The 16,268-nt window shown below is 71.8% G+C and carries 12 protein-coding genes; 5 read left to right on the forward strand and 7 right to left on the reverse strand.

The window, feature by feature from the left end:
- Window positions 1-57 precede the first annotated feature (57 nt).
- From purD to VLF38_RS10815, 3 genes are read right to left on the reverse strand one after another with little or no spacing between them, the layout of a single operon-like run.
- Window positions 58-1,356, reverse strand: a complete 1,299-nt coding sequence (gene purD, locus VLF38_RS10805) for a phosphoribosylamine--glycine ligase (protein WP_325271267.1) — start codon at window positions 1,354-1,356, stop codon at window positions 58-60.
- A 28-nt stretch (window positions 1,357-1,384) separates the two neighbouring features.
- Window positions 1,385-4,351, reverse strand: coding sequence for an MMPL family transporter (locus VLF38_RS10810; protein WP_325271268.1), 2,967 nt, complete (start codon window positions 4,349-4,351; stop codon window positions 1,385-1,387).
- Entirely contained in the window at window positions 4,351-4,845 is a 495-nt protein-coding gene (locus VLF38_RS10815; protein ID WP_325271269.1) for a hypothetical protein, read from the reverse strand. Before VLF38_RS10815 ends, VLF38_RS10810 begins: the two co-directional genes overlap by 1 nt.
- A 172-nt stretch (window positions 4,846-5,017) precedes the next feature.
- Between VLF38_RS10815 and VLF38_RS10820 the strand changes: the two genes are divergently transcribed.
- Both VLF38_RS10820 and VLF38_RS10825 read left to right on the forward strand, forming a co-directional pair.
- Complete coding sequence (locus VLF38_RS10820; RefSeq protein WP_325271270.1) at window positions 5,018-6,280, forward strand: sensor histidine kinase; 1,263 nt, start codon at window positions 5,018-5,020, stop codon at window positions 6,278-6,280.
- Window positions 6,277-6,942 (forward strand): response regulator transcription factor, encoded by a 666-nt coding sequence (locus VLF38_RS10825; protein WP_325271271.1) that lies wholly within the window; start codon window positions 6,277-6,279, stop codon window positions 6,940-6,942. The genes VLF38_RS10820 and VLF38_RS10825 overlap by 4 nt, the downstream gene beginning before the upstream one ends.
- Before the next feature lie 105 nt (window positions 6,943-7,047).
- On the opposite strand, the gene VLF38_RS10830 is transcribed toward VLF38_RS10825, so the two are convergent.
- On the reverse strand, window positions 7,048-8,334 hold the full coding sequence (locus tag VLF38_RS10830; RefSeq protein ID WP_325271272.1) for an adenylosuccinate synthase: 1,287 nt from the start codon (window positions 8,332-8,334) through the stop codon (window positions 7,048-7,050).
- A 195-nt stretch (window positions 8,335-8,529) separates the two neighbouring features.
- Here VLF38_RS10830 and VLF38_RS10835 point away from each other — a divergent pair, with 195 nt between their 5' ends.
- Window positions 8,530-9,426 carry a diacylglycerol/lipid kinase family protein gene (locus tag VLF38_RS10835; protein ID WP_325271273.1) on the forward strand — a complete coding sequence of 299 codons (897 nt, stop codon included), beginning with the start codon at window positions 8,530-8,532 and terminating at the stop codon, window positions 9,424-9,426.
- A 90-nt stretch (window positions 9,427-9,516) separates the two neighbouring features.
- Here the strand turns inward: VLF38_RS10835 and VLF38_RS10840 are convergent, their stop codons facing one another.
- On the reverse strand, window positions 9,517-11,835 hold the full coding sequence (locus VLF38_RS10840) for an MMPL family transporter (protein ID WP_325271274.1): 2,319 nt from the start codon (window positions 11,833-11,835) through the stop codon (window positions 9,517-9,519).
- 127 nt (window positions 11,836-11,962) lie between these two features.
- Between VLF38_RS10840 and lysS the strand changes: the two genes are divergently transcribed.
- Window positions 11,963-13,708, forward strand: coding sequence for a lysine--tRNA ligase (gene lysS / locus VLF38_RS10845; RefSeq protein WP_325271275.1), 1,746 nt, complete (start codon window positions 11,963-11,965; stop codon window positions 13,706-13,708).
- A gap of 185 nt (window positions 13,709-13,893) precedes the next feature.
- Window positions 13,894-14,946 carry a type IV toxin-antitoxin system AbiEi family antitoxin domain-containing protein gene (locus VLF38_RS10850; RefSeq protein ID WP_325271276.1) on the forward strand — a complete coding sequence of 351 codons (1,053 nt, stop codon included), beginning with the start codon at window positions 13,894-13,896 and terminating at the stop codon, window positions 14,944-14,946.
- A 115-nt stretch (window positions 14,947-15,061) separates the two neighbouring features.
- Here the strand turns inward: VLF38_RS10850 and VLF38_RS10855 are convergent, their stop codons facing one another.
- Entirely contained in the window at window positions 15,062-16,174 is a 1,113-nt protein-coding gene (locus tag VLF38_RS10855) for an AbrB family transcriptional regulator (protein ID WP_325271277.1), read from the reverse strand.
- On the reverse strand, window positions 16,108-16,263 hold the full coding sequence (locus VLF38_RS10860; protein WP_325271278.1) for a DUF3151 family protein: 156 nt from the start codon (window positions 16,261-16,263) through the stop codon (window positions 16,108-16,110). The genes VLF38_RS10855 and VLF38_RS10860 overlap by 67 nt, the downstream gene beginning before the upstream one ends.
- Window positions 16,264-16,268 lie beyond the last annotated feature (5 nt).

Consider the following 16,268-nt stretch of genomic DNA (forward strand, 5'->3'; position numbering starts at 1 on the left):
CCACCGGGCGTCGGACGGTGCCGGCGCCGGTGGTTTCCGACGGATCAGCCGGACGCCTCAGCCCTCGAGGACGGCGGCACCCTCGATGACGCCGAGCGGCTCGGCGGCGATGTCGGAGCGGCGCTGCAGGCCGGGGAACGAGATCAGGTCGGCAGCGGCGTAGGCACGTGCCCGGGCGTCGGCGATGTCATAGCCCACCGCGCGGACCGCGAGGACGCGCCCGCCGGCCGTGACCAGGTGCCGGTGGTCGGGCTCCTCGGGGGTCGAGGCGTCGACGATCGCGGTGCCGGCGTGGATCACGTCGACGTCGGAGACACCGTTGGCGTTGCCGACGCCGCTGATGACGTCACCCTTCGACGACGACTCGGGGTAGCCCGCCGAGGCGAGGACGACCGTCACCGACGCACCGTCGCGGAAGACCGGCGGCTCGACCTCGTGCAGGCGTCCCTCGGCCGCGGCCAGGAGCAGCTCACCGGCGCCTGACTCGAGCAGCGCCAGCACCGGCTGGATGTCCGGGTCGCCGAACCGCACGTTGAACTCGATCACCCGCGGGCCGGCGTCGGTGAGCGCCAGGCCGACGTACAGGCAGCCACGGAACGGGGTGCCGCGACGGGCCATCTCGTCGAGCGTCGGCTGGACGACGGTGGCGATGACGAGCTCGCGCAGGTCGGCGGGCGCCCACGGGAGCGGGCTGTAGGAGCCCATGCCGCCGGTGTTGCCGCCACGGCCGCCGTCGAAGATCCGCTTGAAGTCCTGGGCGGGCTGGAGGGCGTAGGCCGTCGCTCCGTCGCAGACCGCGAAGACGGAGACCTCGGGACCCTTGAGGAACTCCTCGATGACGACCGTGCCGCACTCCGCCGCGTGGGCCAGGGCCTCGGCGCGGTCGTTGGTGACCACGACGCCCTTGCCGGCCGCGAGCGCGTCGTCCTTCACGACGTACGGCGCACCGAAGGTGTCGAGGGCCTCGGCAGTCTCGGCGGGGGTCGAGCAGGTGAAGGAGCGAGCGGTCGGGACGCCAGCGGCCTCCATGACCGCCTTCGAGAACGCCTTCGAGCCCTCGAGCTGCGCGGCCTCCTTCGAAGGTCCGAAGACCGCGATGCCCGCGTCGGTCACGGCGTCGGCGACGCCAGCGACGAGCGGCGCCTCCGGGCCGACGACGACCAGGTCCGCGCCGATCTGCTGCGCGAGCGCGGCGACGGCTGCGCCGTCCATCGGGTCGACGTCGTGGAGCGTGGCGATGGCACCGATGCCCGGGTTGCCCGGAGCAGCGTGCACCTCGCTCACCTGGGGGTCGCGCGAGAGGGCGAGCGCGAGCGCGTGCTCACGGCCGCCGGAGCCGATGACGAGGGTCTTCACGGCGCGGGAGTCTACGTGCGGTTGCGGCTCAGTGCGCCTTCGGTGCACCCGGCCACCACAGCCGCGGCCCCACCAGCGCTGCGAAGGCCGGCACCACGAGCGTGCGGACCACGAACGTGTCGAGCAGCAGGCCCATGCCGATGGTGAAGCCGATCTGGGTCAGCGTGACGACACTGCCGGACATCATCGCGAAAACGCTGGCCGCGAAGATCAGGCCGGCCGCCGTGATGACGCCACCGGTGATGGCGAGGGCCCGTGCCACCCCCGCTGCCGAGCCGTCGGGCGCCTCGTCGCGGATCCGCTTGATCAGCAGCATGTTGTAGTCCGCGCCGACGGCGACGAGCAGCACGAAGGCGATCGAGGGCACCGTCCAGTCCAGCGGCTTGTCGAGCAGCATCTGCCAGACCAGGACGCCGAGGCCCATGGCGGCGGCGTACGACAGCACGACGGAGCCGAGCAGGAAGAGCGAGGCGACGATGCTGCGCAGCAGCACGAGCAGGATCACCAGCACCACGAGCAGCGCGACGAGCGCGACCATCCGAAAGTCCGCCGTCGACAGCTCACGGATGTCCGCGAGCGACGAGGGCATGCCGGCCGACTCGACCGTGCTGCCCGCGAGCGGGCCGTCGGCGAGAGCCAGTTCGGTGGTGTCGCGGAGCGCCGCGGTGCGGTCGATCGAGGCGTTGCCGAAGGCATCGGTGGAGCCGACGACCACCATGCGCGCGGAGCGCCCGTCGGCACTCATGAAGAGCCCACGCGCCATGGCGAAGCGCTCGTCGTCGAACGCGGCGGGTGGCAGGTAGAAGCCGCCGACGGCGGGGTCGCGGGTCGCTTTCCCCGTCTCCGTGAGGTACGCCGAGGCGTCGCCCAGGCCGCTGCCCAGCTCGCCCATGCTGCCGGCGACCTGACCGGTCCCGTCGGCGACACGGGAGGCTCCGTCAGCCACCTGTCCGGCGCCGTCTGCGAGGTCGCCGAGCCTGCCGGCGAGGGTGGCCTGACCTGCGCGCAGCTGCGTGGCGCCGGCATCGGCCCGGTCGAGGCCGGCCTGGATCCGGGCCAGGCCGGTCTCGAGGTCGACCGTGCCGGCGGCGATCGCGCGGGCACCGGCGACCGCGTCACGCAGGCCGGGCAGCAGCTGGTCGCGCTCTCCGACCCAGATCTGCCGGATGCCCTCGCGGGCCTGGCGGCAGGCGGGGTCGATGCCGCAGGTCAGGCTCTTGTTCTTCAGGGCGTCGTAGGCCAGGCCGAGGCCGTCGACCGCGAGCTGGGCGCTGTCGAGCCCGTCCTCGAGCCCGTCCGCCAGACGGGCTGCGCCCTCGCGCAGGCGACGGGTCCCGTCAGCGGCGTCGTCGGCGCCGTCGGCGAGCCGGGTGAGGCCGGCGGAGAGCTCGTTCGCGCCTGCGAGCAGGCGGTCGGCTCCGTCGACGGCCCGCGAGGCACCGTCGGCGACCTGGCCGGCGCCTCCACTCAGCTTCGTCGCACCGGAGTCGAGGCGCGTGGCGTCCTCCGCCCCGGTGGCGACCTTCGCCGAGGCCTTCCCGAGCCGCTCGCCCGCGACGCCCATCTGGTAGCCCAGCGAGGCCTGCTCGATCGGCGTACCGAGGGGGCGGGAGACGGTGCGCACCGACTCGACGCCACGCAGGCGCGCGACGGACGCTGCGGCCTGCTCGATTGCGGCGATGTCGCGAGCGTTGCGCATGTCATGGTCGCTGGTGATCAGGACGTAGTCCGCGAGCACCTCGTTGGCCGGGTAGTGGTCGGCGAGGAGTCGGTAGCCGATGTTGCTCTCGGTGCCGTCGGGCTGCACGCGGCGCTGGTCGTAGCCGAGGTCCATCAGCGGGTAGAACGACGCGAGCAGGAGGAGCGGCAGCAGGCCGAGGGCGAGCACCTTGGCCGGCTGCGCCACGACGTACGCCGCGAGTCCCGCCCAGCGGGCCTCCGAGCGGGTCGGGCGCGGGTCGATCCAGCCGCGGGGACCGACGATCGCGATCATCGCCGGGAGCAAGCTGAGGCAGAGGAAGAGCGCCATCGCGACGGCAAGCGCGATCGCCGGGCCGGTCGTGCTGAACATGCCGATCTCGGCCAGGCCCATCGACGCGGTCGCAAGGACCACCGTGAGTGCGGAGCCGACGATGACGGAGGCGACCTTCACCGTCGCCCTGGCCGCCGCCTCGCGGGCCTCGACGCCTGCGCGGCGCTGTTCGTGGAAGCGGCTCAGCAGGAAGATCGCGTAGTCGGTCGCCGCGCCGAGCACGATCGCGGTCACGAACGATGCCGTGAACGTCGAGACGTGGAACCAGCCGAGATGCCCGCCGAGGGCAGCGATGCCGCGACCGGCACCGAGCGCAGCGCCGATGAAGCCGAGCACGAGGGCGGTGACGCCGAGCGAGCGGTAGAGCAGGAGCAGGATGACCGCGATCAGGCCGACGGTCACGACCGTGATCGTCGCGATGTCGCGCTCGATGGTGTCCTGGGTGTCGGTGATCGTCGCTGCCGGCCCGGTGACCGCGACCGCCAGCCCCCTGGGCACCTCGTCGGCCACGATCTCGCGCAGCTCGTGGATCTGCTGCGAGCTCTGCGGGGTGCCGACGTCGGCGGGCAGGCCGACCTGGACGTAGATCGCCTCGCCGTCCTTGCTGACGACCCCCTCCCAGACCCCGTTGGCCGCGACGTCGGTCACGGTCGTGACCTCCTCGTGCTCGGCCTCGATCCGGTCCGTCAGCTGACCGAACCAGACCCGGTCGGCCCGGGTCAGGCCGCCGTCCCGCTCGCCCGCGACGAAGACGATGGAACGGGTGTCACCCGCCCCGAAGGCCTCGTCCATGTGCGTGTACGCCGTGATCGACGCGGCGTGCTCGGGGACGAACGCGGTGTTGTCCTCGGCGATCACCTTCTCCAGCTGCGGCACACCGACGTTGAGTCCGACGATGACCGCCAGCCAGAGCAGCACCACGAGGGGCGCACGGCGTACGGCGAAGCGGGCGATCTTCTGCATCAGGCAGTGGCCTTCACGAAGCGGGACGAGAGGCGCTCGCGGAGCCAGCCGTCGCGGCGGGCGGGGACGACGAAGCGCGCGGACCGGGCGAGGAAGGCACGGCCGGCCTCGGCCGCCACGGCGAGCGGGGTGTCGAGCGCGACCAGCCCGGCAGCGACCGCGACCGTACGGCGCAGGTTGGCGCTGGCGCGGGCGAGCGCCGGGGCGTCGGCGTACTCCGTGAGGAGGCGGTGGATGCCCGGGAGCTCGTCGACGACCGCCTGCCAGGCCTCGGCGACCGACGCCCCGGGGATGTCGTGCAGCTCGAGGGCGAGGTCGATGCGGCCGCCGAGGCGACGCGCGAAGAGGTCGTGGAGGGCGAGGAGCAGGCCGTCACGGTCGCCGAAGTCAGCGGCGAGCGCGTCCGACCACGGCAGGTCGCCGCCGGCGTCGAGCGTGGCGACGACGTCGCGCAGCGCGGCTGTGCGGCGGTGGTGGATCTCCCAGGCGTTCATGACGACTCCTTTGTCGGGGACGGCTCGATGTCCCGAACGCTACGAAGCCGACTGCGTGTGACACAGCGTTCCACGGACGGGTTCCGGGCGTCCTCCCCTGGGCGGAAGAGGGGGCGTGATCCTCCTCCCACGGACGGATGTGGCCGCGGGCCCACCGCCCTACGCTGAGCAGGTGCCTGTCCAGACGATCATCGAGCAGCTGTCGGCGCGCTGGGAGCGCCACGGCTACCCGCGCTTCGTCTGGTGGATCCCGCTCGTCATGTACGGCAGCACGGCGATCGCGCTGGTGATCGGCGTCGCCCAGCGTGCGGGGTCGGGCCACGTGCTCGCCGCTGCCGGCCTGGCGCTGCTCTCCGCGGTGCCCTGGCTCCTCGATGCATGCGCGGTCCGGGTGCGCTGGTGGGTCACCGTGCCGCTGGCCGCGCTGCCCGTGCTCGTCCTGATGGCCAGCTACCCCGTGCGCTACGACTTCGCGGTCTTCGCACTGGTGATGCTCGTCGGGCACCTCGGTGCCCTGGAGAAGTTCACCGCGAGCCTGGCCGCCACCGTCCTGGTGGGTGCCGCCGTCGCCGCCCTCGGCGTGACCGGCCAGATCGAGGCGTGGGCCCTGTGGGTCGCCGCCGTCGTCATCGGCTGGGACATCGGCTTCATCATGCAGTACCAGCAGCGCCGCCTCGACGCGCAGGAGTCCGCCGCGATCACCGCCCAGGCACAGGCCGTGCTCGAGGAGCGCCAGCGCATCGCCCGCGAGGTCCACGACGTCATCGCGCACTCGCTGTCGGTGACCCTGCTGCACGTCACCGCCGCTCGGCGCATGCTCGCCGACGACGACCTCCTCCCCGGCGACATCCGTGAGGCGGGCGAGGCCCTCGACGATGCCGAGCGCGTCGGACGGCAGGCGATGGCAGAGATCCGGCACACGGTGGGGCTGCTGGGCAGCGGCGACGGCGACGGGGCTGTCCGCCCCGCCCCGGGCCTGACGGAGCTGCCGGCGCTGGTCCAGGAGTTCCGCGCAGCCGGCCTCGACGTCGTCCTCGACATCTCCGGTACGCCGGAGGACGTGCCGCAGCAGACCGCGCTCGGGCTCTACCGGATCGCGCAGGAGTCGCTCTCCAACGTCGCGAAGCACCAGCCGCGCGGCCGCACCGTCGTCGTGCTCGAGGCGGACGCCACCAGCCAGGAGCTGCAGGTGTGGAACACCCTGCCCTCCGGTGGCGCGCGCGTCTCGGGTCTGTCGGGCGACGGCGGCGGGGCCGGCATCCCCGGCATGCGGCAGCGGGCCGCCCTGCTCGACGGGGCGTTCAGCGCCGGCGAGCGCGACGGGGTCTGGGTGGTCGAGGTCCGGGTCCCCGGCGAGGCCCCCTCGCGGTGCCGGCTCGGGCTGCCGAAGCTGCTCCGTTCCCCGTCTCTCCGCCCCACGACAGGACCCGCATGAGCGAGCCGCACGAGATCCGGGTCCTCCTGGTCGACGACCAGGAGCTGGTCCGGTCGGGGCTGCGCCGCATCCTGCGTCGCAAGGACGGCTTCGAGGTCGTCGGCGAGTGCAGCGACGGCTCCGAGGTGCCGGCCGCGGTCGCGGCGTACTCCCCCGACGTGGTGGTGATGGACCTCCGCATGCGCGACGTCGACGGCATCGAGGCCACCCGTCGCCTCGTCGCGCAGCCGGATGCTCCGCCGGTGCTCGCGCTCACGACGTTCGACGACGACGAGCTGCTGTCGGGCGTGCTGCGCGCGGGCGCGGCCGGGTTCCTGCTCAAGGACTCCCCTGCCGAGGAGCTGATCCGCGGCGTGCGGGCGGTCGCGACCGGCAACGCACTCCTCGACCCGGCGGTCACCGGTCGCGTGCTCGCGACCTACCGCAGCTCGGCCTCACCGACGGCGGAGCAGGTCGATGACGACGCGCTGAGCGCCCGCGAGCTCGACGTTCTGCGGCTGATCGGGCGCGGGCTCTCCAACGGCGAGATCGCCCACGAGCTGGTGATCTCCGAGGTGACGGTCAAGAGCCACGTCGGCCGGATCTTCACCAAGCTCGACCTGCGTGACCGCGCCGCCGCGATCGTCTACGCCTTCGACCGGGGCATCGTCAGCCCCCGCTAGTCAGCTCGCGGCGCCACAAACCCCACCTCGGGACGCCACAAGCCCCACCTCGGCGCCGAAGTGGGGCTTGTGGTCACGCGAAGTGGGTCTTGTGGTCAGTCCTGCTCAGTCGCGGGGCGGGACGATCGTCTGCTCGCGGCCCGGGCCGACGCCGATGCCCCAGAACGGCGCACCCGACATCTCCTCGAGCGCGCGGACGTAGACCTGGGCGTTCTTCGGGAGCTCCTCGAAGGTGCGGCAGCCGGAGATGTCGGTCTTCCAGCCCTCGAAGTACTCGTACACCGGCTTCGCACGCAGGAACTCGGCCTGCGTCATCGGCATCTCGTCGACACGCACGCCGTCGATCTCGTAGGCGACGCAGACCGGGATCCGCTCCCACGAGTCGAGCACGTCGAGCTTGGTCAGGAAGAACTCGGTCAGGCCGTTGACCCGGGCGGCGTAGCGGGCGATGACCGCGTCGTACCAGCCGCAGCGACGGGTGCGGCCGGTCGAGACGCCGATCTCGCCGCCGATGCGCTGCAGGTTCTCGCCGTTCTCGTCGAAGAGCTCGGTCGGGAACGGTCCCGAGCCGACGCGGGTCGTGTAGGCCTTGATGACGCCGATGACCCGGTCGATGCGGGTCGGGCCGACACCGGCGCCGACGCAGACACCGCCCGCCACCGGGTTGGACGAGGTCACGAACGGGTAGGTGCCGTGGTCGACGTCGAGCATCGTCGCCTGGGCACCCTCGAAGAGGACCGTCTTGCCCTCGTCGAGCGCCTTGTTGAGCAGGAGCGAGGTGTCGGCGACCATCGGCCGCAGCCGCTCGGCGTACGACGTGAGCTCCTCGACGACCGCGTCGACCTCGACGGCCCGGCGGTTGTAGACCTTGGTGAGCAGGTGGTTGCGCAGGTCGAGGGCAGCCTCGACCTTCGTGCGCAGCGTCTCCTCGTCGAAGAGGTCGGAGATGCGGATGCCGACGCGGTTGACCTTGTCGGAGTACGCCGGACCGATGCCGCGACCGGTGGTGCCGATCATGTTCTTGCCGAGGAAGCGCTCGGAGACCCGGTCGATGACGCCGTGGTAGCTCGCGATCACGTGGGCGTTGGCGGAGACGACCAGGCTGGCGACGTCGACGCCGCGCTCGATCAGGCCGTCGAGCTCACGGAAGAGCGCCTCGGGCGAGACCACGACGCCGTTGGCGATCACGCTCGTCGCGCCCGGGGTGAGGATGCCGGAGGGCAGCAGGTGCGTCGCGTACTTCTCGCCGTTGACGACGATGGTGTGACCGGCGTTGTGACCGCCGGAGGTACGGACGACGTAGTCGATGGGGTCGGTGGTGGCGAGCAGGTCGGTCGCCTTGCCCTTGCCCTCGTCGCCCCACTGGGCGCCCAGAACCACGATCGCTGGCATGTGGTGCTCCTTGTCCTACGGAGTCCCTCCGCCACTGGCGGCTGCTCGACGCATGTTGAGTCTTGTAGGTGTCCGGTCCAGAAACACAAGGAGCCCCGGCAAGACCGGGGCTCTTGCGGCGACACGTTACCAAACAGCGACCGAACCGGCCCCTTTCCCGACGTACGCCGGCGGCCCCGCGGCTACCGTCAGGGGGTGACCGACCTCCTGCTGATCACCAACGCCGACGCCGGTTCCTCCGACGAGGAGACCCTCGAGTCGGCCCTCACCATCCTGCGCGGACGCGGCCCCGTCGGGGTCGCGGCGACGTCTTCTCCCGACGAGCTCGGCGACGTGCTGGCCGATGCCGGGGACCGGACGGTCGTGGTCGCAGGGGGCGACGGCTCGCTCCACGCGGTCATCGGCGCACTCCACGCGCGGGGCGACCTCGCCGGGCGCACGATCGGCCTGCTCCCGCTCGGCACCGGCAACGACTTCGCCCGCGGTGCCGGCGTCCCCCTCGACGTGGAGGAGGCCGCCCACGCGATCCTCGACGGCACCCCGACGCCCGTCGCGCTGCTCGTCGACGACCGCGACGAGGTCGTGGTCAACAACGTGCACGCCGGAGCCGGTGCCGAAGCCAGCCAGGTCGGCGCACGGTGGAAGGAGCGGCTCGGGCGCGTCGGCCTGGGCCGGCTCGGCTACCCGGTCGGCGCCCTCGCGACCGCCTTCCGGCCGCCGGCGCTGCGACTGACCGTGGCCGTCGACGGCGATGTGCTCATCGCCCACACCCACCACACGCTGATGGTCGCGCTCGGCAACGGTTCGCGCGTCGGCGGTGGGGCGGCGATCAACCCCGGCGCGGACCCGTCCGAGGGCGTCATCGACGTGGTGCTCACCCGCCCGCTGCGCCCCCTCGCCCGCCTCCCGTACGCCGCACAGCTCGCGGTCGGCCGACACCCCGAGAACGGCCGTGTGCTGCACACGACCGGGCACGAGGTCCGGGTCACCGGCGAGCCGTTCTGGTGCTCGGCCGACGGCGAGATCGAGGGCCCCGTCACCGACCGCACCTGGCGCGTCGTGCCGTCGGCGTACTCCCTGCTGCTGCCCTGAGAGGTTGCTCGACGGCGCGATGACCGGCACCTCGAGACGGCACGACGGCCCCGCACCGGCGAGGGTGCGAGGCCGTCGTGGACCAGGGGGTCAGACCCGGACGAGCTCCGGCTCGCCCTGGTCGTCGCGCACATGGGCGTGCGAGCTGCGCTGAAGCTTCTCGCCCTCCACGTCGACGTTCGGGAGGATCCGGTCCAGCCAGACAGGGAGGTACCAGGCCTTCTCGCCGAGCAGGTACATCAGCGCGGGGATCAGCACCAGCCGCACCACGAAGGCGTCGAAGACGATCGCCAGCGCGAGCGCAAAGCCCATCGACTTGATGATCACGTCGTCCATCAGGATGAAGCCGGCGAAGACCGCGATCATGATCAGCGCCGCTGCGGTGACCACCCGCGCGCTCTGCCGGAACCCGTCGACGACTGCCTCACGCGTGGTGGCCCCGTGCACGTGCGCCTCCCGCATCCGGGTCACCAGGAAGACCTGGTAGTCCATCGCGAGGCCGAAGACCACGCCGATCAGGAAGATCGGGATGAAGCTGACGATCGGCTGCTCCGGGAAGATCCCGAAGAGGCCCTGCTGGAAGACCGCGACCGTCGCACCCAGCGTCGCCAGCACCGACAGCAGGAAGCCGAGGGTCGCCGTGAGCGGCACCAGGATCGAGCGGAAGACCAGCATCAGCAGGACGAAGGCGAGGCCGATCACGATGGCCAGGTAGGGCACCAGCGCGCTGTTCAGCTTCTCGGAGATGTCGGCCATGATCGGCTGGGTTCCGGTGACCGCGAGGTCCAGGCCGGTCTCCTGCTCGAGGCGGGGCTCGCCGCCGCGGATCTCCTGGAGCAGCGCCTCTGTCCGCGCGTCGTCGGGACCGGTCTCGGGCTCGATCAGGATGATGGCGCCCTTGTCGGTGCCCGGCTGCGCCACCACGTGCGCGACACCGTCCAGGCCCGCAGCCCACTCCGTGACCTCCGCGTACGCCGCCTGCTTGCTCGCCGCGTCTCCGTCGAGGCCGCGGGCGTCGACGACCAGCATCATCGGGTCGAGGCGACCGGGACCGAAGCCCTCCTCGATCAGCTGCACGGCCTGGTAGCGGGAGCTCTCCTCCGGCGCCGTGGCGTCGCCCGGCATGCCGAGGTGGAGGTCCTTGAACGGGATCGCCACGGCACCGAGGCCGATGATCACGACCAGGACGAACGCGATCGGCGCCTTGCCGATCAGACGGGCGAAGCGCACGCCGTTGTTGACGATCCGGCCGTCCGCGTCGCGGGCGGGGACGTAGCGGCGGAAGCGACCCGCGAACGCCTTCGACTTGAGCAGGCCGAGGAGCGCGGGCAGCAGCGTCAGGGCGACCGCCACGGCGACGGCGACCGTGATCGCGGCACCGATGCCCATCCAGCCCAGGAACGGGATGCCGACGACGGTGAGGGCGGCCAGCGCGATGATCACGGTGAGGCCGGCAAAGACGACGGCGGAGCCCGCCGTACCGACCGCCAGGCCGACTGCCTCCTCGCGGTCGTCGGTGTGCCCGAGCTCGCTGCGGTAGCGGCTGAGGATGAAGAGCGTGTAGTCGATGCCGACAGCGAGGCCGATCATCATGCCGAGCATCGGGGTGCTCGAGGGCAGCTCGGTGAAGGCAGTCAGCGCGAGGATGCCCGTGCTGCCGAGGGCGACGCCGATCAGCGCGGTGATGATCGGCAGACCAGCCGTGACGAGCGCGCCGAAGGTGAGCGCCAGCACGACCAGGGCGACGCCGATGCCGACGAGCTCCGCCGTGGCGTTCATCGCGCCCTGCGCCTGCATGCCGGCCCCGCGGACCTCGACCTGGAGGCCGGTCTGCTCGGCCACGTCGGCGGCGGTGTCGAGCACCTCGGTCTGCATCGCCGGGGTGACGTCCATGACGGAGTCGACCTCGAACTGCGTCGTGACGATGCCGATGCGGCCATCCGCGGAGAGCTGCGGCTGTGCCTCGAGCTGGGCGAGCAGCATCTGCTCGGCCTGCTGCGTGGTGACCCCGAGCTGCTCGGCGGTCGCGGGAGCGGCAGCCTTCGCCTGCTCCGGCGTCCACAGGTAGCCGACCTGGTCCGGGACCTGGTCGAGCTTGCCGAGCGCGACGGCCAGCTGCGCGGCCCCGTCGGCGTACCGCTTCTCGGTGAGGGTGTGGCCCTCCGGAGCGGCGACGACGACCTCGATGGTCGCCGCGTCCATGGGTGAGGACTCGCCGTCCATCAGGTCGGGCAGCTTCTCGGCTGCCTCGACGGACTCCAGGCCCGGGATGATAAAGGCATCGGAGTAGGGCTTGCTCATCGTGCCGGCGACACCGCCGACGACGCCGATGACGAGCAGCCAGCCGACGAGAAAGAAGGGCCAGCGGCGGTAGGCCGACTTGCCGAGGCGGTAGAGAAGGGAAGCCATGGGTGGTGTGCTCCTTGGATATCTGGGATGTCTTAATCGTTGCAGGCAACAACCTTCCGCGGGACCTACTTTGGTCGAGGCCCGGTGTGACGCCGGTATCGTTTCCGCCTGCACGCTGAGGTCTCGCGTGTACGGACTTTTCGAGGGAGCAGCAGCGATGGCACGAGGCGGCAAGCAGCAGGAGCCCATGGACTGGGTGACCCGCGCCGCAGACGACGCGATCCGCCACGCAGCCGGCTCCGGCGACCCCGCAGCCATGGCGGCGTACGTCGAGGGCGGCGGCCTGGTGACCGTTGCCTCCGGCGCCTCGCCGTCCGGGCCGATCCACCTGGGCAACCTGCGCGAGTTCCTGACCCCGCACTTCGTGGCCGAGGAGCTGCGCCGTCGCGGCGTGAAGACCCGCCACCTGCACAGCTGGGACGACTTCGACCGCTACCGCAAGGTCGGCGCGGGCATCCCGCCGGAGTGGGCCGAGCACATCGGCAAGCCGCTGACCGCCGTGCCCGATCCCTTCGACTGCCACGAGAACTGGGCCGAGCACTTCAAGGCCCCGCTGCGCGCGGCGCTCGCGGAGATGGGCGTCGAGGTCGAGGAGATCTCGCAGACGTCGATGTATCGCTCGGGGGCCTATCGCGCGCAGATCCTCCACGCCGTCGCCAACCGCGATGCGATCGAGGGCGTGCTGGCGAAGTACCGGACCAAGGCCCCCGTCGAGGCAGCTGACGAGCAGGAGGCCGAGGCGCTCGCCGACTCCGTGGCCGCCACGGAGGACCTCGAGCGGTTCCCGTACAAGCCGTGGTGCGCCGTGTGCGGTCGCGACACCACCACCGTCACGTCGTACGACGACGCGAGCCACGACCTGGCGTACACCTGCACCTGTGGCCACGCCGGCTCGACCAACCTCGCCACCGAGGACAACGGCAAGCTGGTCTGGAAGGTCGACTGGCCGATGCGCTGGGCCTTCGAGGGCGTCAACTTCGAGCCCGGTGGCCTCGACCACTCGACGCCCGGCTCGTCGTACACGGTGGGCAAGGAGCTCGTCGCCGAGGTCTTCGGCGGCCGCGCTCCGGCGTACGTCGCCTACGCGTTCGTCGGCTTCGCGGGCATGCAGAAGATGTCCTCGTCCTCCGGCGGCGTCCCGATCCCGGCCGATGCGCTGAAGGTGCTCGAAGCGCCGATGGTCCGCTGGCTCTACGCCCGCAAGCAGCCGAAGCAGGCGTTCACCATCGACTTCGGCCCCGAGGTCGTCCGCCTGTACGACGAGTGGGACGCGCTGTCGAAGAAGGCACTCGACCCCGCGAAGAGGGATGTCGCCGTGCTCGCCTGGGAGCGTGCCGTGTCGACCTCGTCCGCCGGAGTGCTGCCGGTGTCGCCGGTGTCGGTGCCCTTCCGCGTGCTGGCCGGTGTCGCCGACGTGACGGCCGGATCGGCCGAGCAGATCTCGCGCATCGTCTCCCACGTCGGCTACGAGCACGACTCGGTGGATGACCTCGAGCCGCGGCTGGGCCGGGCCATGGGCTGGACGTCGGAGTTCGTGCCGGCGTCGGAGCGGACGATCGTGCGGGCGGCGCCCGACGCGGAGCGGCTGGCATCACTGTCGCCCGAGGAGGCCCGGTGGATCGCGCTGCTGCTGTCGCATCTGCCCGGCGGAGAGCTGGAGCTCGAGTCGGTGACCACGATCGTCTACGGCGTGCCCAAGGTGGCGGCCGGTCTGGCGATGGAGGACCAGCCGACCGAGCAGGTGAAGGCGGACCAGAAGGCGTTCTTCGGGCTCCTCTACAACCTGCTGGTCTCCGCCGAACGCGGCCCGCGCCTCCCCACCCTGATCGTGGCGCTGGGTGCCGACAAGGTGCGGGCGCTGCTGACTGCCTGAAGCGGCTCCCTCGCCGCTGTAAAGCGCGATTACGTGCACTTCAGCGGTCGTAGACGGCGGCAGAAGTGCACGTACGGCGGCCGTAGTCGCCCGCTTTCCGTCCACCGCACGTTCGGCATTCGCTCCGTCCACACGTCGCTCCGGATCGCTGGCGGATCTCGGCCGGCCTCACGGAGCCTCGGCTCATGGATGACACCCGCCTGCTCAGACTCAAGCGCCACCACGGCCTCATCACGATCGCGGCGGCGCTCGAGGCCGGCTTCGACCGTCGCGAGGTCGCGCGCCTCGTCGCATCGGGGCGCTGGATCCCCCTGCGGCGAGGCGTCTACGTCGAGAAAGAGATCTGGGAGGCGGCGGACATCTGGAGCACCCGGCCGCGGCTCCTCAGCCGCGCCGCCGACCTACGGCTCCGGGGCACGCATGTCTTCAGTCATGACTCGGCGGCGCTGGAGCACGGCATCGCACTCATCGGTTCGCCAGATCACGTCCACGTCACCCGCGCGGGCATCACCGGCTCGCGTCGACGTGATGGCATCGCACAGCACGGCGCCACGTACGACCCCGGCGAGACGCAGACGATCGACGGGCTGCCAGTGCTGCCCCTTGCCCGGACGGCGATCGACATCGCACGCGAACACGGTTACGCCGCGGGCGTGGTCGCCATGGACAGCGCACTGCGACTCGGTGCCTCCCCGCAGCAACTGTCCGCGCTCCGGGAGGCCATGGCCCGCTGGCCCGGCATCACCTCGGCCCAAGCAGCCGTTGACGACGCTGACCCCGGCGCCGAAACCGCTGGAGAGTCGCTCGCGCGGGCCCTGGTCCTCAGCCTCGGCATCGGTCGACCGCGAACGCAGTTCCCCGTCCGGCTCGAGGACGGGTCGATTGCCTGGCTCGACATGGTCGTCGGCTGTCACGCGTTCGAGTTCGACGGACGCGTCAAGCTCATGCCGGCGAGCGCCGGCGGCGTGGCGACGACGTCCGCGGAACAGGTCGTGTGGGACGAGAAGAAGCGCGAGCGGCTGATCCGACCCCTCGGCCTGGGCATCTCGCGCATCATCTGGACCGACACGACCACGGGCGTGGACGCCGCGCGCTCACGCCTGGCGACGGAGTACCGGCAGACGGCGGCACGCCTCGGCACGAGGCTCGATTCCCAACTCGAGGAGTTCGCCGCGCGCATGGAGCCGCAACGCCAGCGGAGGCTCCGGGCAACGCGGCGGGTGCCGCCACTCGACTAGCGCCCCGCGGCACTACCGCCGCCTGAGTGTCTCTTCCGCCGTCGTGGACACCGGCAGAAGTGCACGTAATCGCGCTTTACTCGCAAGCCGTACGCCGATACACGTGGGCCGCCGCTCACCGCCGGCGCAGCACCCAGCCGATCAGCGGGGCGCAGGCAAGCGCCAGGAAGACCCGGACGAACTGCATCGTGAGGATCAGGCCGAGAGCGTCGCCCGAGTCGACGGCGACCGCGATGACGGCGGGCAGACCACCGGGCGTGGTCGCGAGATAGCCGTCCAGCAGCGAGACGCCCACCGTGCGGGCGAAGACGACCCCGATGGCCGCGCAGGCAACGACGCCCAGCACCACCTGGATGACCGCGAGCGGGAAGAGCCGGACCAGCCGCCGGAGCCGTTCGCGGGTGAAGCTCGAGCCGACGTTGGCGCCCACCACGGTGTAGCCGATCGCCAGCACCCACGCGGGCACGTCGGGGTGCTCGAACCAGCCTGACAGGGCGAGGAGCGCGGAGACGACCAGGGTCCAGAGGACCGGAGCCGCCGCGAAGGGCAGGAGCCGGGCGAGGCCGAGGCCGAGCACCACGGCGGCCAGCGTGAAGAGGTGCTCGGAGACCGGCGCCCCCGGCTCCGGCACGACGGCCGTCTCGGTGCCACCCAGCAGGGGCGCCACGAGCGGCACACTGACCAGGACCAGCACGACCCGGAGGTACTGCACCGACATCACGACACCGTCGTCGGCACCGTACTCGCGGGCGGCGAGGGCGACGCCGGAGGCTCCGCCGGCGACCGACGCGAACGCCGCCGTGCGGGCATCCACGTCCGGGTCCAGGCGGAGCACCTGGCCGGCCAGCATGCTGACCACGAGCGTGGCGAGCACCCCACCCATGACCGCGACCGGCTGGTCGGCGACGGTCCGGACGACGTCACCGTCGATGTGGGCGCCCGCGGCGGTGCCGATGACGGCCATGCCGAGCGCCCGGACGGGGCCGGGCACGAGCTTCGGCGCTGGCGTCCGCAGCGCGAAGTACGCCGACGCCGCCAGCGCCGCGAAGAGCGGAGGCGACGGCGCCCCGGCCGCCCACAGCGCGAGGGCAGCTGCCACGTAGAGGACGCCGGCCTGGATCCAGGTCGCCCTCTGCCGTGGCCCGTCGGCACCCTCCGGCATCAGCCCAGCAGCAGGTCGTACGCCGTCGGGCTGGAGCTGCGCAGGAACTCCGAGCAGCGCTGCCACTCCTCGCTCTCGTCGATGTCGCGCGCGGAGACCGCGAGGAGCGCCAGGCACTGGAGGAAGCCACGGTTCGGGGCGTGCTCCCACGGCACCGGCC

Source organism: Nocardioides sp. (genome assembly GCF_035481145.1).
Classification (GTDB): domain Bacteria; phylum Actinomycetota; class Actinomycetes; order Propionibacteriales; family Nocardioidaceae; genus Nocardioides.

Bases quoted from the DNA above. Each gene is read 5' to 3' on its own strand.
- VLF38_RS10810 (WP_325271268.1), bottom strand. From the start codon at position 4,351: ATGCAGAAGATCGCCCGCTTCGCCGTACGCCGTGCGCCCCTCGTGGTG.
- VLF38_RS10830 (WP_325271272.1), bottom strand. From the start codon at position 8,334: ATGCCAGCGATCGTGGTTCTGGGCGCCCAGTGGGGCGACGAGGGCAAG.
- VLF38_RS10850 (WP_325271276.1), top strand. From the start codon at position 13,894: ATGGATGACACCCGCCTGCTCAGACTCAAGCGCCACCACGGCCTCATC.
- VLF38_RS10840 (WP_325271274.1), bottom strand. From the start codon at position 11,835: ATGGCTTCCCTTCTCTACCGCCTCGGCAAGTCGGCCTACCGCCGCTGG.
- VLF38_RS10815 (WP_325271269.1), bottom strand. From the start codon at position 4,845: ATGAACGCCTGGGAGATCCACCACCGCCGCACAGCCGCGCTGCGCGAC.
- VLF38_RS10825 (WP_325271271.1), top strand. From the start codon at position 6,277: ATGAGCGAGCCGCACGAGATCCGGGTCCTCCTGGTCGACGACCAGGAG.